Source organism: Citrobacter sp. H12-3-2, from assembly GCF_009649895.1.
GTDB lineage: Bacteria > Pseudomonadota > Gammaproteobacteria > Enterobacterales > Enterobacteriaceae > Citrobacter > Citrobacter portucalensis.
Genome location: NZ_CP045837.1, coordinates 4,551,892 through 4,573,514 on the forward strand (window position 1 = coordinate 4,551,892; position 21,623 = coordinate 4,573,514).

At 52.9% G+C, this 21,623-nt stretch carries 19 protein-coding genes; 8 read left to right on the forward strand and 11 right to left on the reverse strand.

Annotation, left to right across the window (positions count from 1 at the left end; all coding sequences use genetic code 11):
* Positions 1-9 precede the first annotated feature (9 nt).
* Positions 10-1,446 carry an ammonia-forming nitrite reductase cytochrome c552 subunit gene (gene nrfA, locus GHC22_RS21650; RefSeq protein ID WP_003826647.1) on the reverse strand — a complete coding sequence of 479 codons (1,437 nt, stop codon included), beginning with the start codon at positions 1,444-1,446 and terminating at the stop codon, positions 10-12.
* Between the two features lie 434 nt (positions 1,447-1,880).
* Between nrfA and acs the strand changes: the two genes are divergently transcribed.
* The 3 genes from acs (at position 1,881) to actP (ending at position 6,042) form a co-directional block, all read left to right on the forward strand.
* Positions 1,881-3,839 (forward strand): acetate--CoA ligase, encoded by a 1,959-nt coding sequence (acs, locus tag GHC22_RS21655; protein ID WP_003826645.1) that lies wholly within the window; start codon positions 1,881-1,883, stop codon positions 3,837-3,839.
* Positions 3,840-4,081: 242 nt separating this feature from the next.
* Positions 4,082-4,396 carry a DUF485 domain-containing protein gene (locus GHC22_RS21660; RefSeq protein WP_003031750.1) on the forward strand — a complete coding sequence of 105 codons (315 nt, stop codon included), beginning with the start codon at positions 4,082-4,084 and terminating at the stop codon, positions 4,394-4,396.
* A complete protein-coding gene (actP, locus tag GHC22_RS21665) occupies positions 4,393-6,042 on the forward strand; it encodes a cation/acetate symporter ActP (protein WP_008786931.1) in 1,650 nt (549 codons plus the stop codon). The genes GHC22_RS21660 and actP overlap by 4 nt, the downstream gene beginning before the upstream one ends.
* A 45-nt stretch (positions 6,043-6,087) precedes the next feature.
* On the opposite strand, the gene GHC22_RS21670 is transcribed toward actP, so the two are convergent.
* Together GHC22_RS21670 and GHC22_RS21675 are read right to left on the reverse strand one after the other, a co-directional pair.
* Positions 6,088-6,777 carry an LrgB family protein gene (locus tag GHC22_RS21670; protein ID WP_003031745.1) on the reverse strand — a complete coding sequence of 230 codons (690 nt, stop codon included), beginning with the start codon at positions 6,775-6,777 and terminating at the stop codon, positions 6,088-6,090.
* Positions 6,770-7,180, reverse strand: coding sequence for a CidA/LrgA family protein (locus GHC22_RS21675; RefSeq protein ID WP_003826638.1), 411 nt, complete (start codon positions 7,178-7,180; stop codon positions 6,770-6,772). The genes GHC22_RS21670 and GHC22_RS21675 overlap by 8 nt, the downstream gene beginning before the upstream one ends.
* A gap of 101 nt (positions 7,181-7,281) precedes the next feature.
* On the opposite strand from GHC22_RS21675, the gene GHC22_RS21680 reads away from it, so the two are divergent.
* Positions 7,282-8,172 (forward strand): LysR family transcriptional regulator, encoded by an 891-nt coding sequence (locus tag GHC22_RS21680; RefSeq protein WP_003826636.1) that lies wholly within the window; start codon positions 7,282-7,284, stop codon positions 8,170-8,172.
* 76 nt (positions 8,173-8,248) lie between these two features.
* Here the strand turns inward: GHC22_RS21680 and GHC22_RS21685 are convergent, their stop codons facing one another.
* From GHC22_RS21685 to soxR, 4 genes are all read right to left on the reverse strand, one after another.
* Complete coding sequence (locus tag GHC22_RS21685; protein ID WP_111466242.1) at positions 8,249-8,740, reverse strand: transposase; 492 nt, start codon at positions 8,738-8,740, stop codon at positions 8,249-8,251.
* 222 nt (positions 8,741-8,962) lie between these two features.
* Complete coding sequence (locus tag GHC22_RS21690; protein ID WP_003826634.1) at positions 8,963-10,609, reverse strand: Na+/H+ antiporter; 1,647 nt, start codon at positions 10,607-10,609, stop codon at positions 8,963-8,965.
* 157 nt (positions 10,610-10,766) lie between these two features.
* Complete coding sequence (gene ghxP, locus GHC22_RS21695; RefSeq protein ID WP_003826632.1) at positions 10,767-12,116, reverse strand: guanine/hypoxanthine transporter GhxP; 1,350 nt, start codon at positions 12,114-12,116, stop codon at positions 10,767-10,769.
* Positions 12,117-12,724: 608 nt separating this feature from the next.
* Positions 12,725-13,183: a redox-sensitive transcriptional activator SoxR gene (gene soxR / locus GHC22_RS21700; RefSeq protein ID WP_153753887.1), complete on the reverse strand. Its 459-nt coding sequence runs from the start codon at positions 13,181-13,183 to the stop codon at positions 12,725-12,727.
* 86 nt (positions 13,184-13,269) lie between these two features.
* Between soxR and soxS the strand changes: the two genes are divergently transcribed.
* A complete protein-coding gene (gene soxS / locus GHC22_RS21705) occupies positions 13,270-13,593 on the forward strand; it encodes a superoxide response transcriptional regulator SoxS (RefSeq protein WP_003031731.1) in 324 nt (107 codons plus the stop codon).
* A 2-nt stretch (positions 13,594-13,595) separates the two neighbouring features.
* On the opposite strand, the gene GHC22_RS21710 is transcribed toward soxS, so the two are convergent.
* On the reverse strand, positions 13,596-15,182 hold the full coding sequence (locus GHC22_RS21710) for an EAL domain-containing protein (protein WP_048236344.1): 1,587 nt from the start codon (positions 15,180-15,182) through the stop codon (positions 13,596-13,598).
* A 551-nt stretch (positions 15,183-15,733) separates the two neighbouring features.
* Here GHC22_RS21710 and GHC22_RS21715 point away from each other — a divergent pair.
* The gene (locus GHC22_RS21715; protein WP_003826625.1) at positions 15,734-16,015 is read left to right on the forward strand and encodes a YjcB family protein; all 282 of its coding nucleotides are present in this window, start codon (positions 15,734-15,736) and stop codon (positions 16,013-16,015) included.
* 66 nt (positions 16,016-16,081) lie between these two features.
* Here the strand turns inward: GHC22_RS21715 and ssb1 are convergent, their stop codons facing one another.
* Complete coding sequence (gene ssb1 / locus GHC22_RS21720; protein WP_153753888.1) at positions 16,082-16,606, reverse strand: single-stranded DNA-binding protein SSB1; 525 nt, start codon at positions 16,604-16,606, stop codon at positions 16,082-16,084.
* A 251-nt stretch (positions 16,607-16,857) separates the two neighbouring features.
* Between ssb1 and uvrA the strand changes: the two genes are divergently transcribed.
* Positions 16,858-19,680: an excinuclease ABC subunit UvrA gene (gene uvrA / locus GHC22_RS21725; protein WP_153753889.1), complete on the forward strand. Its 2,823-nt coding sequence runs from the start codon at positions 16,858-16,860 to the stop codon at positions 19,678-19,680.
* A gap of 486 nt (positions 19,681-20,166) precedes the next feature.
* A complete protein-coding gene (locus tag GHC22_RS21730) occupies positions 20,167-20,310 on the forward strand; it encodes a hypothetical protein (protein ID WP_153753890.1) in 144 nt (47 codons plus the stop codon).
* A 47-nt stretch (positions 20,311-20,357) separates the two neighbouring features.
* Here GHC22_RS21730 and GHC22_RS21735 read toward each other — a convergent pair whose 3' ends face one another.
* Together GHC22_RS21735 and aphA are read right to left on the reverse strand one after the other, a co-directional pair.
* Positions 20,358-20,714 (reverse strand): MmcQ/YjbR family DNA-binding protein, encoded by a 357-nt coding sequence (locus GHC22_RS21735; RefSeq protein WP_008786927.1) that lies wholly within the window; start codon positions 20,712-20,714, stop codon positions 20,358-20,360.
* 127 nt (positions 20,715-20,841) lie between these two features.
* A complete protein-coding gene (gene aphA, locus GHC22_RS21740) occupies positions 20,842-21,555 on the reverse strand; it encodes an acid phosphatase AphA (RefSeq protein ID WP_003826615.1) in 714 nt (237 codons plus the stop codon).
* Positions 21,556-21,623 lie beyond the last annotated feature (68 nt).

The window sequence follows — 21,623 nt, forward strand, 5'->3', positions numbered from 1 at the left end:
GGAATGGGGTTATTGGCTTAACAGACCGTTTTTACGTGCCTGATCTTCCCACTGTGGAATCACCGTTTTGATGAAGTCCTGCTTCTCAGCATTGATTTGCTGCATGTTCAGACCAATCGCCGCCTGGGCTTTCTCTTTGGTCGAGATATCCGGCAACGGAATTTCATGCGTGATGCCTTTGGTCGCCAGCAGACGGACCAGTTTGGTACGCGCGTCGGCGGCTTTATCCATTGCGCTACCCAGCATCCGCAGACCTTCTTCCGGGGCGTGCATATGAATGCCGTGTGAGGCGATAGACAGGTCCCAACGCCATTGTGCGTGACGGATATCTTCCAGAATCGGCTTCATTTCCGCTTCAGTCGCGCCCGCATCCCATGCGGCTTTCGCTTCGAAGTGCGCACGAACCAGCTGATCTTCAACTTTGATTTTCAGGTCATGAATAGCCTGTTTACGCTCGGCGACCACTTTTTGCAGGGACGCTTTGTCCTGGGTGTGGCAGTTCGCGCAGGTCTGAGGGAAGTTGTCGAACGGGTTACCAATCTTATGGTCGGTATAGATCTTGCCTTCCGCGTTTTGCACTTTCGGCATGTGACAGTCGATACAGGTCACGTTGTTCTTGCCGTGAATGCCCGCGCTCCAGGTTTCATACTCCGGGTGCTGCGCTTTCAGCATCGGCGTTTTAGACAGGGAGTTGGTCCAGTCAGAGAAAGCAATGTTGTCGTAGTATTTCTCCATGTTCTCGACTTTCATGCCGTCGTCCCACGGGAACTTAACGGCTTTGTTTTTACCGTCGAAGTAGTATTCCACGTGGCACTGGCCGCAGACCATGGATTGCTGGTCAAAGCGACCGGCTTTCTCAAACGGTTTACCGATGGCTTCCATCGCGCGTTCTGCATAAGGACGCGACAGGGTCAGTTCTGGCTTGCCTTTGGCGAAGTCTGGTGACGCGGTATTATGGCAATCCGCACAACCGAGGTTGTTAACAATTTCCGGACCGCCGCGCGCCCATTTACCGTGGAAGTAGCCATCTTCACCGTCTTTCTGGATAAGACGCGCTACGTCCGGGCTTTTACAGCTCCAGCAGGCCATCGGCAACGGACCATCTTCTGCCGTTTTTGGTGCGCCGGTACGTAAGGTTTCACGGACATCGGTCACGGCATACGCGTGTCCCCGCGGTTTGTTGTAATCGCGCGAGAATGGGTATCCCGCCCACAGGATCACCAGACGCGGATCTTCTGCCAGTGCATCTTCACGGGCTGATTGCTCAGACGTGGCTTTCCAGGAGAGATATTGATCGGGATGCTGAGGTGCGAAGGTTTCATTCTTCGCTTCAACGGTGACGGTTTTTGCAGGTACAGAAGTTTGTTCAGCGTGAACAGCAGAAATAAATAATAAAGGTAATAACAGGCTGAAGAAACGGCGTACGCGTGATTTTATCCTTGCCATAGGGGTCTCATCCAGATGACGCCATTATCTGCAATGGCGGTTCTTTTATTGTTTTCCACAACAGCAACCACACGAATACTGTCATGACATTGCTCCACCCTATTTGTAACAAGAAACCACACTGAAAATGTTGTCTTTAATCAATTGTAAGTGTATGTAAAATACCACTTTAGAGTTATAACACCCCTCTAATCTCTCATTCTTTTGTCTAATTCAGAGACAGATCACCTTTTCAACAATCCTTTAGATAACTGCATGTTATCGCGAGATTTAATCAATTTTTGCTAGTTCCCTTCAAAATTCAGTTTGTCGCTAATTTGCACAATTCGTTTATTGCGTGATCTGCCGCGCAAATACTAAACAAAACTCTCAAAGCCCCTACATTTAACGTTTATGAGACATATTATTAACATCCTACAAGGAGAACAAAAGCCATGAGCCAAATACATAAACACGCTATTCCCGCAAACATTGCGGATCGTTGCCTGATAAATCCGGAGCAGTACGCAGAGAAATACCAGCAATCCGTTAACGAACCCGACACATTTTGGGGCGAGCAGGGAAAGATTCTTGATTGGATCAAGCCGTACAGCCAGGTGAAGAACACCTCCTTCGCACCAGGCAACGTGTCTATTAAATGGTACGAAGACGGCACCCTGAACCTGGCCGCAAACTGCCTTGACCGCCATCTGCAGGCAAACGGCGATCGTACCGCCATTATCTGGGAAGGCGATGACGCTACCCAAAGCAAAAACATTACCTATCGCGAGTTGCATCGCGATGTCTGCCGTTTCGCCAATACGCTACTGGATTTAGGCATTAAAAAAGGTGACGTAGTGGCCATTTATATGCCGATGGTGCCAGAGGCTGCGGTTGCAATGCTGGCCTGTGCCCGCATAGGGGCAGTGCATTCTGTCATCTTCGGTGGTTTCTCACCGGAAGCCGTCGCCGGACGTATTATCGACTCCAATTCACGCCTGGTGATCACCGCCGACGAAGGCGTACGCGCCGGGCGCGCTATCCCGTTGAAAAAGAACGTCGATGATGCGCTGAAAAACCCGAACGTGAAGACCGTTGAACATGTGGTCGTCCTCAAACGTACCGGTGGTAAAACGGAGTGGCAGGAAGGCCGTGACCTGTGGTGGTCCGATCTTATTGAGAAAGCCAGCTCAGAACACCAACCGGAAGAGATGAACGCGGAAGATCCGCTGTTTATCCTGTATACCTCCGGTTCAACCGGCAAGCCGAAAGGCGTGCTGCACACCACCGGCGGGTATCTGGTCTACGCTGCAACCACCTTTAAGTACGTGTTTGATTACCATCAGGGCGATATCTATTGGTGCACCGCTGACGTGGGTTGGGTAACCGGACACAGCTACCTGCTGTACGGCCCGCTGGCCTGCGGTGCAACCACGCTGATGTTCGAAGGCGTACCAAACTGGCCAACGCCTGCGCGTATGTCGCAGGTTGTGGACAAGCACCAGGTCAATATTCTGTATACCGCACCGACCGCCATTCGCGCACTGATGGCAGAAGGCGACAAAGCGATTGAAGGTACTGACCGTTCGTCGCTGCGTATCCTGGGTTCCGTTGGCGAGCCGATCAACCCGGAAGCGTGGGAGTGGTACTGGAAGAAGATCGGCAACGAAAAATGCCCGGTCGTCGATACCTGGTGGCAGACCGAAACCGGGGGATTCATGATCACCCCACTGCCGGGCGCTACCGAGCTGAAAGCTGGTTCTGCAACCCGTCCATTCTTTGGCGTACAGCCTGCGATTGTCGATAACGAAGGTAATCCACTGGAAGGCGCGACGGAAGGTAACCTGGTGATTACCGACTCATGGCCAGGCCAGGCGAGAACGCTGTTTGGCGATCACGAACGCTTTGAGCAAACCTACTTCTCTACCTTCAAGAATATGTACTTCAGCGGCGACGGCGCGCGCCGTGACGAAGATGGCTATTACTGGATCACCGGACGTGTGGATGATGTGCTGAACGTCTCTGGCCACCGTCTGGGAACGGCTGAAATCGAATCAGCGCTGGTGTCGCATCCGAAGATTGCCGAAGCCGCGGTGGTGGGAATTCCGCATAATATTAAAGGCCAGGCGATCTACGCCTACGTCACGCTGAATCACGGTGAAGAGCCGTCACCTGAGTTGTACGCCGAGGTTCGCAACTGGGTGCGTAAAGAAATTGGCCCGCTGGCAACGCCAGACGTGCTGCACTGGACCGACTCACTGCCGAAAACCCGCTCCGGCAAAATCATGCGCCGCATCCTGCGCAAAATCGCGGCGGGCGATACCAGCAATCTGGGCGATACCTCGACCCTCGCCGATCCTGGCGTCGTGGAGAAACTGCTCGAAGAGAAGCAGGCCATCGCGATGCCATCATAACAAAGTCCTGAAAATGCCGGATGGCGACGCGAAAGCGTCTTATCCGGCCTACAAATCTGACCCTACCCTCTCTTCACCGGGAGGGAAATATAAAAAACCTCCCCCAAAGGATTTCGTGTTACAGGAAGGCGGCAAGCGAGCACATCTCCAAGAGCATAGTTCACTATGTGACTGGGGTGGGCGAGTGCGGCCAACGAACCTGTAGCACGAAAGACGCAGGGGGACCTCTGGAGAGCTCTGTGATGAATGACCAAATTTATCAGCGGATAGAAGACAGTGCGCGTTTCAGGGAGTTAGTAGAAAAACGGCAACGGTTTGCCACCATTCTGTCCATCATCATGCTGGCAGTTTATATCAGCTTTATTTTATTGATTGCCTTTGCGCCGGGCTGGCTGGGTACTCCGCTACACGCGGGAACCAGCGTCACCCGCGGTATTCCGATTGGGGTCGGTGTGATCCTTATCTCTTTCATCCTGACCGGGATCTACATCTGGCGGGCAAACGGTGAATTCGATCGCCTGAACAATGCGGTTTTGCACGAGGTTAAAGCATCATGAAGAGAGTCCTGACGGCGCTTGCCGCCACGCTGCCCTTCGCCGCAAACGCGGCGGATGCTATTAGCGGTGCAGTCCAACGCCAGCCAACCAACTGGCAGGCGATTATTATGTTCCTGATTTTCGTCATCTTTACGCTCGGCATTACCTACTGGGCGTCAAAGCGCGTACGTTCGCGTAATGACTACTACACCGCTGGCGGTAACATCACCGGTTTCCAGAACGGGCTGGCGATTGCGGGCGACTATATGTCGGCGGCATCGTTCCTCGGGATTTCCGCGCTGGTCTTTACCTCCGGTTATGACGGGCTGATCTATTCACTCGGCTTCCTGGTCGGCTGGCCAATTATTCTGTTCCTGATTGCTGAGCGTTTGCGTAACCTGGGTCGTTACACCTTTGCAGACGTTGCGTCTTATCGTCTGAAGCAAGGGCCAATCCGTATTCTGTCCGCCTGTGGTTCCCTGGTGGTGGTTGCGCTGTATCTGATCGCCCAGATGGTTGGTGCAGGTAAGCTGATTGAGCTGCTGTTTGGTCTGAACTATCACATCGCTGTCGTACTGGTTGGCGTGCTGATGATGATGTACGTGCTGTTTGGCGGCATGCTGGCGACCACCTGGGTACAGATCATCAAAGCCGTACTGTTGCTGTTCGGTGCCAGCTTCATGGCCTTTATGGTGATGAAACACGTCGGCTTTAGCTTCAATAATCTGTTCACCGAAGCGATGGCGGTACACCCGAAAGGTTCAGCCATTATGAGCCCGGGCGGGTTGGTGAAAGATCCGATCTCCGCGCTGTCGTTAGGTCTCGGCCTGATGTTTGGTACGGCAGGCTTGCCGCACATCCTGATGCGCTTCTTCACGGTTAGCGATGCCCGTGAAGCACGTAAGAGTGTGTTCTACGCCACCGGTTTTATGGGTTATTTCTACATCCTGACCTTTATCATCGGCTTTGGCGCAATCATGCTGGTAGGTGCAAATCCGGCGTACAAAGATGCTGCGGGTGCGCTGATTGGCGGTAATAACATGGCGGCGGTTCACCTGGCGAATGCGGTGGGCGGTAACCTGTTCCTCGGCTTCATCTCAGCCGTGGCGTTTGCCACCATTCTGGCGGTGGTTGCCGGTCTGACGCTGGCGGGCGCATCGGCAGTGTCTCACGACCTGTACGCCAACGTGTTCCGCAAAGGCGCCACCGAACGTGAAGAGCTGCGGGTTTCGAAAATCACCGTGCTGGTGCTGGGCGTGATTGCCATCGTGCTCGGCGTGCTGTTCGAAAACCAGAACATCGCCTTCATGGTCGGCCTGGCGTTCGCCATCGCGGCGAGCTGTAACTTCCCCATCATTCTGCTCTCTATGTACTGGTCGAAACTGACCACGCGTGGCGCAATGTTGGGTGGCTGGTTAGGCCTGCTGACGGCAGTGGTGCTGATGATTCTTGGTCCAACGATTTGGGTCCAGATCCTGGGTCACGAAAAAGCCATTTTCCCGTATGAGTATCCGGCGCTGTTCTCCATCAGCGTAGCATTCCTCGGGATCTGGTTCTTCTCTGCCACCGACAACTCAGAAGAAGGCAACCGCGAACGCGAGCAGTTCCGTGCTCAGTTCATCCGTTCCCAGACCGGGTACGGCGTAGAACAAGGTCGCGCGCACTAACTTCCCTTCTCCTCCGGCTTTCGGGCCGGAGGAATATATCTTTCCTCAGAACATCAGCCTCGCCACCAGCGGTGCCACCAGCACCATCACCACGCCGGAAAGCATCATCACCAGGCTGGCAACGACACCCTCCTGCTGACCGAGTTCATAAGAGCGTGCCGTGCCCGCACCGTGCGATGCTGCACCAAATCCTGCGCCTTTCGCCATCCCTTCACGAATAGAAAGCCGTAAAAACAGCACATCGCCGACCGCCATACCAAATACGCCAGTCACCACCACGAACAATGCCACCAGGTCCGGCTGCCCCCCCAACGGTTCTGCCGCCGCCAGCGCAAACGGTGTGGTGACGGAGCGCACCGCCAGACTACGTTGGATCTCATCAGGCAACATAAACAGGCGCGCCAGCCATACGGAACTGGTGACGGCCACTAGCGTTGCCGTTACCACGCCCGCCGTCAGCGACATCCAGTGACGCTTAATCACGGCAAGGTTGTCATACACCGGAACGGCAAAGGCGATGGTCGCCGGGCCTAACAGCCACAGCAACCAGTGCGATTCACCAATATAGTTTTGCCAGGAGATATGGCCGAAAACCAGCATCAGCACCAGCAGGGCCGGGGTGAGAACTAATGGCATTAGGGGTAATTTACGAAAACGGCGATACAGGCGCTTATTGGCAAAGTAGATACCCAGCGTAATCACCAGACACAACACGCTTAACTGGAAATTACTCACGGTTTAGCCTGCGCATTTCATAGCGATACACTTTATCCACCACCCACGCCGTTGCGCCGAGCACCATCAGCGTACTGATCGCAATCACGGCAAATATACGCCAGCCATCAACCAGCAACAGCTGCGTGTAGTTCACAACGGCGACCACCGCCGGGACAAAAAACAGCAGCATTTCAGCCAGTAACCAGCGAGCACCTGCGCGAATCCAGTTCAGCGGGATAACCCGACAGACAATTAACGCCAGCATCAGCACCATCCCGACCAGGTTGGCAGGAAGCGGCAGATGCAGCCAGGAGACAAGATATTGAGCAAATACAAAAAGACCTGCGTACAACAGAACCTGAACAGGAATCTGGAGTCGATGAATAACGGCAGGCGTCACGCGGCTTATCGCCACAGCCATGAGGGTATGTCCTTAAAAAATAGAGAGCGCCAGTATAGAGAGCCCCCGTCCAGGACTGAAATGAATTAAACTCATTGCAGGCATAGTCTTAAGGAATAATCATGGATATCAGAACGCTGCGATATTTTGTTGAGGTGGTTCGTCAGCAGAGCTTTACCCGCGCAGCGGAGAAGCTTTTTGTCACCCAGCCCACCATCAGCAAGATGTTGAAGAACCTTGAAGACGAGCTTAACTGCACGCTGTTAATCCGCGACGGTCGGCGACTGCTGTTAACCGATACCGGGCAGGTCGTTTTCGAACGCGGCCTGGCGATCCTTGCCGAGTTTCGCCAGCTTGAAGCGGAACTCAGTGACATAAATCACCTCAACAAGGGCGTGCTGCGCCTCGGTATCCCGCCCATGGTGGGGATGTTGATGGCCGGGCCGATCGGCCTGTTTCGCCAGCGCTATCCCGGCGTTGAGCTGAAGGTCTCTGAATTTGGCGGCTTAACCGTTCAGCAGGCGGTAATGAACGGTGACCTGGATGTCGCGATGACCGCGCTGCCGGTTGAAGAAGAGAGCGGTCTGGCAACCTTACCGCTTTTTAGCCATCCACTCTGCGTGTTGGTTCCTCGCTCCGGCCAGTGGACAACGTGCGAATCCATTCCCCCCGAGGCGCTGGCGGAACATCCGCTGCTTATCTACAACGAAGATTTCGCGTTGAGCCGCCAATTGCTTGAGCTGTTTAGCCAACACAACGTCAAACCCCGCATCGCGGTGCGCAGCGGGCAGTGGGATTTTCTGGCGGCAATGGTACAAGCCGGAGTCGGGATTGCCATTTTACCGGAGCCGATTTGCCAGCGGCTGGATAAGCAAACGTTGCGCTGGATCCCTCTGGAGAGTGACTTACGCTGGCAGTTGGGCATGATTTGGCGCGAAGGCGTGTATCTGTCGCACAGCGCCCAGGCGTGGCTCAAATGCTGTGAAGGGTTTTGGCTACCGCAAGCGTCGTAAAATGCCGGATGCGACTAACGCCTTATCCGGCCTACATCGGTATGCCGGTGTTGTAGGCCTGATAAGCGTAGCGCCATCAGGCACGTTCGCCCGCATTAAAATCCATGATTTCACCTGCCCAATCTTGCGGGTACAAACCGTGCCTCACATCACGATGAAATGTTGAAAAAGGCCAATCCTGTACCTGTTTTACCCAGCCGTGCTTCACAGGGTTAATGTAAATATAATCAACATGCTGGCGATAATCATGTTCATCACGGATGGTGTGCTCCCAAAAGCGAGATTGCCAGATATGTCGGGAAGACAATGAGTGGGTGAAATGCTTCTTAATTTCTCGCCAGCGAGAGGAATAATCCGCATCATTGCCAGGTAACGTCCATATACAATGCATATGCTCGGGTAAAACGACCCACGCATTGATGCGAAAAGGCCTAACCTTTTTGACCGCAGCGATTGCACACCGAAGCGCGTGAATGTTGTCTGTCAGAAGGTGGCTTCGACGGTCCTGCAGATTTACCGTAAAAAACCAGGTTCCCCCATTGATGTAATTTCGTCGATAGTTGGACATGTTTCCCCCTTTCCTCAACCGTATGGAGAAAAGAGGGAATCGACAAGAGGGATGGATTCGTTCAGGAATGTCGCTCGCAAATTACACGATGAATAATTTCTTGCAGCCAGTTGCGCGGCATTTGGCCCACCCTTCGCTGGATGCGGCTAGCGCCTTATCCGGCCTACATCGCTGTTGCCGGTCTTGTAGGCCTGATAAGCGTAGCGCATCAGGCGCTATCGTTTACTGATTCTCAATCAACAGCGCTTCCAGCAAATCCAGGTCGTGCAGTAGTTTTTGCAGCGTTTCATTGCTGATTTCACGCGTGGCGCGCAGGTGATAAAGCTCTGCGCGTTCTGAACGCAGCGCTGCCAGGCGGAAACGTCGTTCGAGGTTTTCTTCCTGCATCGAGCTTTCCACATCGTTGCGGCCGTCGGCGCGTCGGCGCAGGTTACCAATCACGCGTGAACTCACCTCGGTGAGCAACTGGTTATCGATGTTCTCTTCGGTGTCCGCGGCCAGTCGCTCCTCCATTTTCTGGATAGCGACAATCGCCACTTCTGCCGTGGCGGCGCGGGCAATACGTTCCTCTTTCTGCTGCTGCGAGTGGTCTGCCACTTCCAGATGTTGTAGCAGAATCGGCAGCATCACCACGCCAACAAACAACGAGAACAGGATCACGCCTGCGGCAAGGAAGATCAGCTCATATCGCGCCGGGAAGCCGCTACCGTCCGGTAACAACAGAGGAATGGAGAGCACACCGGCGAGGGTAATGGCCCCGCGTACACCGGCAAAAGAGGCGATCATGATTTCACGCGTCGTCCAGGATCCAAACTCCATCGGTTTTTTCTTCAGGAAGCGCAGACTGAACTTTTTCATGGTCCACAGCCAGCCAAAACGTACCAGCATTAGCGCCACGTAAATCAGCACGACATCGGTAAACAGCATCCAGATTTCAACATTCGGATCGGCCTCGGCAGCCGCCAAAGAAGACTCCAGAATCCCCGGTAACTGTAGCCCTAACAGCAAGAAGACCATGCCGTTAAACACAAACTCCAGCATCGCCCAGGTACTGTTAGCACGTAAACGCATCGCCAGCGGCGCGCGGCGCATCACCCCGGAACGGGTGATCGTCATCCCGGCAGCGACCGCCGCGAGGATACCGGAAACGCCGATATGTTCCGCAATCAGATAAGACGCAAACGGCAGCAGGAACAGCAGGACGATTTGCGTTGCCGGCTCGTCACCGCCCCAGCGGCTGAGGAAGCGCAGGGAACGGCCGTACAGCCAACTGACGACAAAACCAGCCAGGATGCCACCAATCGCCACTTTGAAGAACTCAAGCGTTGCGCCACCAACGGTGAATACCATTGTCCCCATCGCCACGGCGACGGCAAACTTCAGAGAGACCAGACCAGAGGCGTCGTTCATCAACGCTTCGCCCTGCAGGATACCCATGATTTTCTTCGGTATACGTCCCTCTCCCACAATGCCGGAAAGTGCGACGGCATCGGTTGGCGATAGCACAGCAGCCAGCGCAAAGGCTGGGATGAGAGGGATCCCTGGCACCAGCCAGTAAATCATAAATCCAATGCCGACCACCGTGACCAGCACCAGCGCCAGTGCCAGGCCGAAAATCTCTCGCCCGTGCTCGAGAAACTCACGTGTTGGCGTCTTCCAGCCATCGGCAAAGAGCAGCGGCGGGATGAACAGAACCAGGAACAGCTCAGGATCGAATTCCACATGCAAACCAAACGTCGGCCACGCCAGCAAGGCGCCGATGGCGATCTGCATAAGGGGTAAAGGAAGTTGGAAGGGCAATACGCGAGTAAATACCCCCGACAGCGAGACCACAAGGGTCATGATGAGTATGGTGAAAAAGATTTCCATGCGTTCCCTGTTTGCGATGTTTCTTATGATTGCTAATGAGAGGCGTCGTGCCTCAATTCTATCTAATTGAGAGTAACGCAAAAGACAACGAGTGTGTTCTGAAAATGAAAACGGGCGGCCAAAGCCACCCGTTTTTAGGATCGTCAGGAAATCAGAATCAGATAGCCCAACCGCCGGCGTAGAAGGCCACCAGCGCGATGGCGATCACCACTGTGCCGATGTTCAGTTTGCGCCATTCACCAGAAACGATGCGGCCAATTACCAGGGTCGCAAAGCCAATCATGATGCCGGTAACGATGTTACAGGTCAGCACGATAAATACGGCCGTAACCAGTCCTGCCATTGCGTCGACAAAGTCAGCGAAATCGATTTTCGCAACATTGCTCAGCATCAACAGACCCACATACATCAGCGCAGGTGCCGTTGCGTACACAGGTACAAGATAAGAGAGCGGAGAGAGGAACAGGATCAGCAGGAACAGTACGCCAACGGTGATCGCTGTCAGGCCAGTTTTACCGCCTGCCGCCGTACCCGCTGCAGATTCAATGTAAACCGCCGCCGGAGCTGCACCCACCAGACCAGAGAACACGCTGCTCAGGGAGTCAGTGGTCAGCGCTTTGCCACCGTCGATAATCTGTCCGTCTTTATCCAGCAGATTCGCCTGTCCGGCTACCGCGCGGATGGTTCCGGTTGCATCGAAGACAGCGGTCATGACCAGCGCCAGCACGCTCGGCAGGACAATCGGGTTCAGTGCCCCCATGATATCCAGGCTGCCGATCAGCGAGTTGCCGTTTTCATCACTCAGAGACGGCATGGCAAAAATGCCGGAGAAATGCACGGCCGGGTCGAAAATCAGACCAACCACGGAAATACCGATAATGGTCAGCAGAATGCCACCCGGTACTTTCAGTTTTTCGAGGCCAATAATCACCGCCAGACCAATTAACGACATAATGACCGGGAAGGTATCGAAGTCACCCAGTGCAACCGGCAGGCCGTCCAGCGGGTTCTTAATTACCAGACCGACACCGTTTGCCGCAATCAGCAGCAGGAACAGGCCGATACCAATCCCCGTACCATGCGCAACGCCCTGCGGCAGATTGCGCAGGATCCAGCTACGGATACCGGTCGCGGAAATGATGGTAAACAGGACACCCATCAGGAACACCGCACCCAGCGCAACGGGCACGCTAATATGTTGGCCCAGCACCAGGCTGAATGCGGTAAATGCGGTCAGAGAAATGGCGCAACCAATTGCCAGCGGCAGGTTTGCCCACAGGCCCATCACAATAGAACCGACGCCCGCGACCAGACAGGTCGCCACAAATACAGCAGCAGGTGGGAACCCGGCTTTACCCAGCATCCCCGGAACCACGATAACGGAGTAGACCATGGCCAGGAAGGTCGTTAATCCGGCAACGACTTCCTGACGAACGGTACTGCCGCGGAGCGAAATTTTAAACCAGGCGTCGAGTGAACCGCCGGTACGCGCTGAAGGCGTAGACATAGAAAACATCCCCTGAGAGTTTATTTTTTCGTCATTATGCGTGCTGGACAATCCACTGCCTGCTAAACGTTTTCTCCATGTGCCAGGTTTGCGTCAATAGGGGTGTCGCAAAAAAGCAAACGTTTAGCTCCGCGCATAAAAAACGGGTGGTAAAAAAAAGCAAACGATTATCTAGCGATCATACGCTGGTTTTCAACTGAACTTTGCCGCTTTTTACTCATTTCTTCTTATAACGCGCAAGAAATAACCAGTCGATGCGCAAACGTTATCGTCAATGCGCAATTTGGCAACAAATTGCGCGGAGTTATTACAACATCGGCGTGTTTATTTCGCGCAACTCGCGCAAGAAAACAGGTGAAGATGCGGAAAATTTTTTGGCTAAAAAATTACCAATTCGCTGGCAAATGGAGGGAGGTGGCTTACACTTACATTATCAACACAGGCCGGAACCTCCCCTAATGTGCTCGACTGAGGGGTGTTGATGTCGGGGGAAACCCTCCCGTGAACCAGCGGGATAGAGTGAAAGACAAAGACCGGAACCAAACTAAAGCGCCCTCTGTGGCGCTTTAGTTTTATATCCTTCATACCCGTCACATATTTTAAACCAATTAATCATCTTCCAGCAGGCGCGCTCCGGTCCCCTGATCACCAAGCTGATCGCCAGGGTTACGCAACGGGCAATCGCTACGTGACAAGCATCCGCAACCAATACACCCATCCAGCTCATCGCGTAACGCCACCAGAGTATGGATGCGTCGGTCCAGTTCTTCACGCCATTGCGAAGAGAGCTGCTTCCACTCTTTGGCACTAAGCGAATGCCCCTCAGGTAATACCCCTAACGCGTCACCGATCGTGGCCAGCGGGATCCCGATGCGTTGAGCAATCTTGATTATCGCGACGTAACGCAACACATCACGTTTGTATCGGCGCTGATTGCCGCTGTTGCGCATGCTACTGATTAACCCTTTGCTTTCATAGAAATGCAGGGTCGATACCGCCACGCCGCTACGTTTGGCGACTTCACCTGGTGTGAGCAGCGCTTTTATCCGGGGTAATTTCTTTTCCATAAATCGCTTTACCTCAAGTTAACTTGAGGAATTATACTCGCCCACAGACAAAACGACGAATCGAATACTGAGAAAGAGGCAGCCCTATGTCCCATCAGCAGATTATTCAGACCCTTATTGAATGGATTGATGAACATATCGATCAACCGCTGAACATTGAGGCGGTGGCGAAAAAATCAGGTTACTCGAAGTGGTATTTACAAAGAATGTTCCGCACGGTGACGCGCCAGACCTTGGGTGACTACATCCGCCAGCGTCGGCTTTTGCTGGCCGCCGTTGAACTGCGGACAACTGAGCGACCTATTTTTGATATCGCGATGGATCTTGGTTATGTGTCGCAACAAACCTTCTCGCGTGTGTTTCGCCGCGAATTTGATCGTACTCCCAGCGACTACCGCCATCGTCTGTAATATTATTGCCCGCTCTGCGTCAGTATGGCGGGCGACCGTTGTATCCAGTGCATGAATTCCTGCGGCGGCAGCGCCTTCGCAAAATACCAGCCCTGACAATACTGTACGCCGCGTTCAAGCAGCCATTCGATTTGCTCCTTCGTTTCCACCCCTTCCGCAATCGTCTTCAGGTGTAAGCTTTGTGCCATCTCAATAATATGTTCGGCAATCAAGTGACTGGTGCTGTTAGTGGACAACGTGCTAATAAACGATTTGTCGATCTTCAGGATATCGACATTCAGCGCTGACAAATTATGCAGATTGGAATATCCCGTGCCAAAATCATCAAATGCCACTTCATAACCCGCCTTGCGGAACGCCTGGATTACGGGGGTCATTTTATGTACATCTATGAACCCACGCTCGGTCACTTCAACTTTAATTTGCTGGGCCGCCACGGAGTACTCACGATTTTTGTCGTTAATCAGGGCAATCAATCGGGATGAATGAAAGTCAGAAGCGGAAAGGTTAATCGAGATAGAAAGCTGAGGATGCGCCGAAAGAAAATACCCCAAATCGTTGAACACCTCTTCAACGACATAATCCGTGATCCGCTCAATCATTCCCTCTTTTTCAGCCAGTGGAATAAACTCCGTCGGGCTCATCACCTCACCTTTACAGCCCGGCCAGCGCAGCAGAGCTTCAGCACCAACACATTGCCCATTCTTAATATCAATAATCGGCTGGTAATGCAGGCAAAGCTGACGTTTTTTGATCGCGCGTTTTAGCAAACGCCGAGGGGATAAGTATTCCTGGCGCGTGCGCCACCACATTAGCAGTATCAGGATGCTGCAGATAATCCCGAAGGGAATGGTTAATGCCGCCTCGTGATAGAAAATCTGACTTACGCGGTTGTCTGAGGTCGACACAATAATCGCAATTGGACGTTTTTCTGAATGCACGATGGTGTAGAAGCGATCGTCTTGTTGAAAGGTCGATGCTTCACCGCGTATGAGCGGCGCGAATTGCGCAATATTTGCCGCTTCACTAGCAGAGAAAAACGTATCTGTTACTGTGTCATACACGCCCCAGGAGAGATCCGGATCATCTGACATGACTTCGCTGTAGGACAATGGATTGATGACTGCGACGTAGTTTCCGCGTTGCATGTACGTCATTCTGTAGCCAGCGAAAAAAGGGGTATCGCGGTAGTAATAGATGGCGATATCCGGCGTACGTTTATAATCGGCTGTCGGCATAATATAAGTAACAGGCGGCGCCATCGACGTAGAGCACAAAAAGTGATCGCCCTGCGCATAAATTAGCTCACTGATATATAAACGACCGCGAATAATATTTAGCATACTTTTCTGATGTGCCGGGGTACACATCTTACCCTGATACAACTGGGCCATATCACGCGCCAAATCAGCTTGTAGGATCACCAATTCTGTTTTATTTAACACCAGTTGAGCAAAAGAGCGGAGTTGGCTATGGGTTTCGGTCATCGCCCGGATGTGCGCAAACCATATCGCCAGCACCACGGGGAACAATACCACCATGAATGTTCCCAGGAACTTCAGCATCTTGCGTCGCGCACTGTGATTCATGTCAGCCCTATTTCCCTGTTTCGTATATGCCAGAACCCATCAAGGCAGGATGCTATAAACACCGACTGATTAAGTTGCATGAATCTATCAGTATTAGCAACAGACTTCTCTATGTAAAAGTCTGATAATAGTTGATGATGATATTATTTTTCCGTAAGGCAAACTTAAAGTCATGCTTATTTCATAACGTTATTATCCCCACGGAGTAATTTTTTATGAGCATAATCCTGGCTGTGTTTAAGAAATTCATTAAATTTTTTTAACGTTTAATTTAAGATAAATATAACAAGTAGATTAAATGTATGTTTAAAAATGGTTATTTATTATCAATCCTTCATTAAACAAAACCACACATTTATAGTGGTTATAAGCCTACAAAAATAACGGCCAATACTGGTGAACAAACGACCAGATGTGATATAGTTCACAAAAATCATGTAACAGAAACAATGTTTCATTCATGTTATTGCCCGTCGATAGCCAGAGTATCACACCCTCGGTGAACACCCCCGCGCTGTCCTGGGCATCCAGACTTTCTGAGGACGTTTTTCATGGCGACAATAACAACTGGCGTGGTTCTTCTGCGGTGGCAACTACTCAGCGCGGTGCTGATGTTTTTAGCCAGTACGCTCAATATCCGTTTTCGTAAATCAGATTATATTGGCCTGGCCGTCATTAGCAGCGGTTTGGGGCTGGTTTTTGCCTGCTGGTTTGCGACTGGATTGCTCGGCATAACCCTGGTGGATATGTCCGCTATCTGGAAGAACATTGAAACCGTGATGGTTGACGTGATGAGCCACACACCGCCAGATTGGCCGATGGTGTTGAACTGATAACAAAATTGCATATGGCTACCCCAGTCTTGAGGTAGCCATTATTTTCAGCGTAACGCAGTGGGATTAGAACGGAATATCGTCGTCGAAATCCATCGGCGGCTCATTAGACGGTGCTGCCGGAGCTGACTGTTGCGGACGAGACTGCGCGCCGCCGCTGAACTGGTTGCCACCCTGCGGCTGCAGAGGTTGACCCCAACCGCCCTGCTGCTGACCGCCACCTGCCGGAGCACCACCACCCTGACGACCACCCAGCATTTGCATGGTGCCGCCAACGTTAACCACAACTTCTGTGGTGTACTTTTCTACGCCGGACTGATCGGTCCATTTGCGGGTACGCAGCTGACCTTCGATATAGACCTGAGAACCTTTACGCAGATATTCGCTGGCCACTTCCGCCAGTTTGCCAAACAGCACAACACGGTGCCATTCAGTCTGCTCTTTCATTTCACCGGTCGCTTTATCACGCCAGGATTCGGAAGTAGCCAGCGTAATGTTGGCAACTGCGCCACCATTCGGCATATAGCGTACTTCCGGGTCCTGGCCCAGATTACCGACGAGAATCACCTTGTTTACGCCTCTGCTGGCCATGATCGTGTCTCCTGAAAAACGTTACTGAATAAGTGTAAGCGCGGGATTGTAGCATTTCCAATAGCGCTTTTACTACGTTGCGAAGTTGATTCCAGTAAACAACTCCAGCCAGACATTGTTGCACAGACGTCTGCGTTTTGCATTCCAATACTGTATATCCATTCAGGTCAGGTTGTGTCATAATTAACCGTTTGTGATCGCCGGTAGCACCGTGCAGCCAGGCAAAAAAGCGTTTAATCCGGGAAAGATGAATGGATAAGATCGAAGTTCGGGGCGCCCGCACCCATAATCTCAAAAACATCAACCTCGTCATCCCGCGCGACAAGCTGATTGTCGTCACCGGGCTTTCGGGCTCAGGCAAATCTTCGCTCGCTTTCGACACCTTATATGCCGAAGGGCAGCGTCGTTACGTTGAATCCCTTTCCGCGTACGCGCGTCAATTTCTGTCGCTGATGGAAAAACCGGACGTCGACCACATTGAGGGGCTCTCTCCTGCCATCTCAATTGAACAAAAATCGACGTCCCATAACCCGCGATCCACGGTAGGTACAATTACCGAAATTCACGACTATCTGCGTCTGCTGTTTGCCCGCGTTGGCGAGCCGCGCTGTCCGGATCACGACGTTCCCCTGGCAGCGCAGACCGTAAGCCAGATGGTGGATAACGTCCTGTCGCAGCCGGAAGGTAAGCGGCTGATGCTGCTGGCGCCGGTGATCAAAGAGCGTAAAGGCGAGCACACCAAAACGCTGGAAAACCTGGCAGGCCAGGGCTATATCCGCGCCCGTATCGACGGTGAAGTCTGTGACCTTTCCGATCCGCCCAAGCTTGAGCTGCAAAAGAAACACACCATTGAAGTGGTGATTGACCGCTTTAAAGTCCGTGACGATCTCACCCAACGACTGGCGGAATCCTTTGAAACCGCGCTGGAACTGTCCGGCGGCACGGCGGTCGTTGCCGATATGGACGATCCGAAAGCGGAAGAGCTGCTGTTCTCCGCCAACTTCGCCTGCCCTATCTGCGGCTATAGCATGCGCGAACTGGAACCGCGACTGTTCTCGTTTAACAACCCGGCGGGCGCGTGTCCAACCTGTGACGGTCTCGGCGTGCAGCAATATTTCGATCCTGATCGGGTGATCCAAAACCCGGAACTGTCGCTGGCCGGTGGTGCTATCCGCGGTTGGGATCGCCGTAACTTCTATTACTTCCAGATGCTTAAGTCTCTGGCGGAACACTATAAGTTCGACGTTGAAGCCCCGTGGGCCAGCCTGAACCCTACCGTGCATAAAGTGGTACTGTACGGTTCCGGTAAAGAGAATATCGAATTTAAATACATGAACGATCGCGGTGATACGTCCGTACGCCGCCATCCGTTCGAAGGCGTATTGCACAATATGGAGCGCCGCTATAAAGAGACGGAATCCAGCGCAGTACGTGAAGAATTAGCCAAGTTCATCAGTAACCGTCCTTGCGCTAGCTGTGAAGGGACGCGTTTACGCCGGGAAGCCCGTCACGTATTTGTTGAAAATACGCCGCTGCCTGCGATTTCTGACATGAGCATCGGTCATGCAATGGATTTCTTCAACAATCTGAAGCTTGCGGGTCAGCGGGCGAAGATTGCCGAGAAAATTCTTAAAGAGATTGGCGATCGTCTGAAGTTCCTGGTCAACGTCGGCCTCAACTACCTGACGCTATCGCGTTCAGCAGAAACACTCTCCGGTGGTGAGGCCCAGCGTATTCGCCTGGCAAGCCAGATCGGCGCGGGTCTGGTCGGTGTAATGTACGTACTGGATGAACCGTCTATCGGTTTGCATCAACGCGATAACGAGCGTCTGCTGGGTACGCTTATCCACCTGCGTAATCTGGGAAATACCGTCATTGTGGTCGAGCACGATGAAGATGCGATTCGCGCCGCTGACCACGTTATCGATATCGGCCCGGGCGCGGGTGTTCACGGCGGTCAGGTCGTCGCCGAAGGGACGCTCGACGACATCATGGCAGTGCCTGGGTCGCTGACCGGCCAGTACATGAGCGGTAAACGCAAGATTGAAGTGCCTAAACAGCGCGTTGCGGCTGACCCAGAGAAAGTGCTGAAGCTCACCGGCGCACGCGGTAACAACCTGAAAGATGTCACCCTGACGCTGCCGGTAGGTTTATTTACCTGCATTACCGGTGTTTCCGGTTCGGGTAAATCGACGCTGATTAACGACACACTGTTCCCGATTGCACAGACGGCGCTAAACGGTGCGACGCTGGCTGAACCTGCGCCGTATCGCGACGTTCAAGGCCTGGAGCATTTCGACAAAGTGATCGACATTGACCAAAGCCCGATTGGCCGTACGCCGCGCTCTAACCCGGCAACCTACACCGGGGTGTTTACGCCCGTGCGCGAACTGTTTGCCGGTGTACCGGAGTCACGAGCACGCGGTTACACGCCGGGGCGTTTCAGCTTTAACGTCCGTGGCGGACGCTGTGAAGCCTGTCAGGGCGACGGCGTGATCAAAGTCGAAATGCACTTCCTGCCGGATATCTACGTGCCGTGCGATCAGTGCAAAGGCAAGCGCTATAACCGCGAAACGTTAGAAATTAAGTACAAAGGCAAGACTATCCACGAAGTGCTGGATATGACGATTGAAGAAGCACGTGAGTTCTTCGATGCCGTTCCGGCGCTGGCACGTAAGCTGCAAACGCTGATGGACGTTGGCCTGACGTACATTCGACTGGGTCAGTCCGCTACCACGCTCTCGGGCGGTGAAGCACAGCGCGTGAAGCTGGCGCGCGAACTGTCCAAACGCGGTACCGGGCAAACGCTGTATATTCTCGATGAGCCGACCACCGGTCTGCATTTTGCGGATATTCAGCAACTGTTGGACGTGCTGCATCAACTCCGGGATCAGGGCAACACCATCGTGGTGATTGAGCACAATCTGGACGTGATTAAGACCGCAGACTGGATTGTCGATCTCGGTCCGGAAGGCGGTAGCGGCGGCGGCGAAATCCTTGTCTCCGGCACACCAGAAACTGTCGCTGAGTGTGAAGCCTCACACACGGCCCGCTTCCTCAAACCGCTGTTGTAATTACGCAACACTTGTCTGGCCTACAGAATACGCATAAAGCCTGTAGGGCGGATAAGGCACTTGCGCCGCATCCGGCAACCGTTGTGCCTGATGGCGCTGCGCTTATCAGGCCTACGAAACTACAGATCAGGTATAAAGCCTGTAGGCCGGATAAGGCGCTTGCGCCGCATCCGGCAAGCGTTGTGCCTGATGGCGCTACGCTTATCAGGCCTACGAAACTACAGACCAGGTATAAAGCTTGTAGGCCGGATAAGGCGCTTGCGCCGCATCCGGCAACCGTTGTGCCTGATGGCGCTGCGCTTATCAGTCCTACGAAACTAAAGATCAGGTATAAAGCCTGTAGGCCGGATAAGGTGCTTGCGCCGCATCCGGCAAGCGTTGTGCCTGATGGCGCTACGCTTATCAGGCCTACGAAACTACAGACCGGGCATAAAGCCTGTAGGCCGGATAAGGCGCTTGCGCCGCATCCGGCTACGGTTGTGCCTGATGGCGCTACCTTATCAGGCCTACGAAACTACAGACCAGTTTAAAGCTTGTAGGCCGGATAAGGCGCTTACACCGCATCCGGCAACGGTTGTGCCTGATGGCGCTGCGCTTATCAGCGCCTACGAAACTACAGACCAGGCATAAAGCCTGTAGGCCGGATAAGGCGCTTGCGCCGCATCCGGCGAAACGGATCAGGGCTGCGTCAGTATCCGGCGTTTATCTTCCGGCAACGTGTTCACAGCCTGCTGATAAGAGGCGTCGACCAGATAATAAATCTGTGAATCCGGCAGCGAGCCGTCCAGATACACCGTACTCCAGTGCGCCTTATTGAGATGCCTGCTGGGCCGAACATCGCTATGCTGCTGGCGCAATAGTTCTGCCAGTTCAGGGCTGGTTTTCAGAGACACCGCCGGGCGTTCTTCCACCTCTTTTACCATGGCAAAAAGCACATCTTCGACTTTGATTTGCGTGGCCTTCCAGTCACTGTGAACGCTCTGCTCTGCGCCCGTTTTTGCCATGCAGTATTGCAGCAACTCCGAATTCGTCATCTTTATTCCCCTTACCAGCATATTGCCTCATGAGAACATCTTTTATTCAGTGTGCAGCAAGTCCGCAAAAGGTAAAAGCCAGCAATGTAAATTTGTTTAAAAAAACAGCAATCCGCAGCCAGCGTCCTCAATATTCCGAGTTGACGATCACCTCTTCACCAAACGCACCGGCCTGTGGCAGCGGCTTATAAGTGGAGTTAGAGGCGCGCAAAATGCGAATACCGCGAATACCCACGTCGCGAGCGGCAGTAATGTCATTATCGGAGTCACCGTAGAACATGCGGATATTTTTATCCTGCAGCCACTGCGTTTTGGTGTTCTGACCCGGCTTGTCGCCGGCAAAAATGACCGGATTCATATTTCCAGCTGGGATGTGAAAGTTATCAGACAACGTTTTCGACACCGTTTCAGTCTTCGTCTGGCTACGCCCGGTCACGAAAAAGATGCTGTCACCGCGACGCACGTGCATATCAATCAGTTGGCGCGCGACTTCTTTTGGAATACTGAACTCGTCCCAGCCATTGTTCATTTTTTCCCAGAAGGCCGGATTCTTCAGGTAATCCTCACTGTCCGGAGAATACGTTTTTTTACCGCGCCAGAAGCCTGGGCTGGAAAAGAGGACAGTGTCATCGATATCAAACCCGACGGCCATCGGCGGACGTCCGGTCAGGCTGTTTTCAATTTGTGCCACGGAGACCCAGTGAATGGGAGCCTGCTCAGCGAGCTTTGCAACGTTAGTGCCTGGATTGAGCTGAGAGGGAGAAGAAACGAGTGCCTGGGCTGGCTGATTAAGCGTGAACAATAAACAAACGGCACTCAGTGCCAACGTAAACTTGCGCATATTTTTCCCTAAGTAGTCAGTTAGTTATCATTTTTTTATTAACAACTGGTCAAAAAACTATCTGACCT

Excerpts from the sequence above, each read along its gene's own strand:
- nrfA (WP_003826647.1), bottom strand. The coding sequence starts at position 1,446 with ATGGCAAGGATAAAATCACGCGTACGCCGTTTCTTCAGCCTGTTATTA.
- acs (WP_003826645.1), top strand. The coding sequence starts at position 1,881 with ATGAGCCAAATACATAAACACGCTATTCCCGCAAACATTGCGGATCGT.
- GHC22_RS21660 (WP_003031750.1), top strand. The coding sequence starts at position 4,082 with ATGAATGACCAAATTTATCAGCGGATAGAAGACAGTGCGCGTTTCAGG.
- actP (WP_008786931.1), top strand. The coding sequence starts at position 4,393 with ATGAAGAGAGTCCTGACGGCGCTTGCCGCCACGCTGCCCTTCGCCGCA.
- GHC22_RS21675 (WP_003826638.1), bottom strand. The coding sequence starts at position 7,180 with ATGGCTGTGGCGATAAGCCGCGTGACGCCTGCCGTTATTCATCGACTC.
- GHC22_RS21680 (WP_003826636.1), top strand. The coding sequence starts at position 7,282 with ATGGATATCAGAACGCTGCGATATTTTGTTGAGGTGGTTCGTCAGCAG.
- GHC22_RS21685 (WP_111466242.1), bottom strand. The coding sequence starts at position 8,740 with ATGTCCAACTATCGACGAAATTACATCAATGGGGGAACCTGGTTTTTT.
- GHC22_RS21690 (WP_003826634.1), bottom strand. The coding sequence starts at position 10,609 with ATGGAAATCTTTTTCACCATACTCATCATGACCCTTGTGGTCTCGCTG.
- ghxP (WP_003826632.1), bottom strand. The coding sequence starts at position 12,116 with ATGTCTACGCCTTCAGCGCGTACCGGCGGTTCACTCGACGCCTGGTTT.
- soxR (WP_153753887.1), bottom strand. The coding sequence starts at position 13,183 with ATGGAAAAGAAATTACCCCGGATAAAAGCGCTGCTCACACCAGGTGAA.
- soxS (WP_003031731.1), top strand. The coding sequence starts at position 13,270 with ATGTCCCATCAGCAGATTATTCAGACCCTTATTGAATGGATTGATGAA.
- GHC22_RS21710 (WP_048236344.1), bottom strand. The coding sequence starts at position 15,182 with ATGAATCACAGTGCGCGACGCAAGATGCTGAAGTTCCTGGGAACATTC.
- GHC22_RS21715 (WP_003826625.1), top strand. The coding sequence starts at position 15,734 with ATGGCGACAATAACAACTGGCGTGGTTCTTCTGCGGTGGCAACTACTC.
- ssb1 (WP_153753888.1), bottom strand. The coding sequence starts at position 16,606 with ATGGCCAGCAGAGGCGTAAACAAGGTGATTCTCGTCGGTAATCTGGGC.
- uvrA (WP_153753889.1), top strand. The coding sequence starts at position 16,858 with ATGGATAAGATCGAAGTTCGGGGCGCCCGCACCCATAATCTCAAAAAC.
- GHC22_RS21730 (WP_153753890.1), top strand. The coding sequence starts at position 20,167 with ATGGCGCTACCTTATCAGGCCTACGAAACTACAGACCAGTTTAAAGCT.
- GHC22_RS21735 (WP_008786927.1), bottom strand. The coding sequence starts at position 20,714 with ATGACGAATTCGGAGTTGCTGCAATACTGCATGGCAAAAACGGGCGCA.
- aphA (WP_003826615.1), bottom strand. The coding sequence starts at position 21,555 with ATGCGCAAGTTTACGTTGGCACTGAGTGCCGTTTGTTTATTGTTCACG.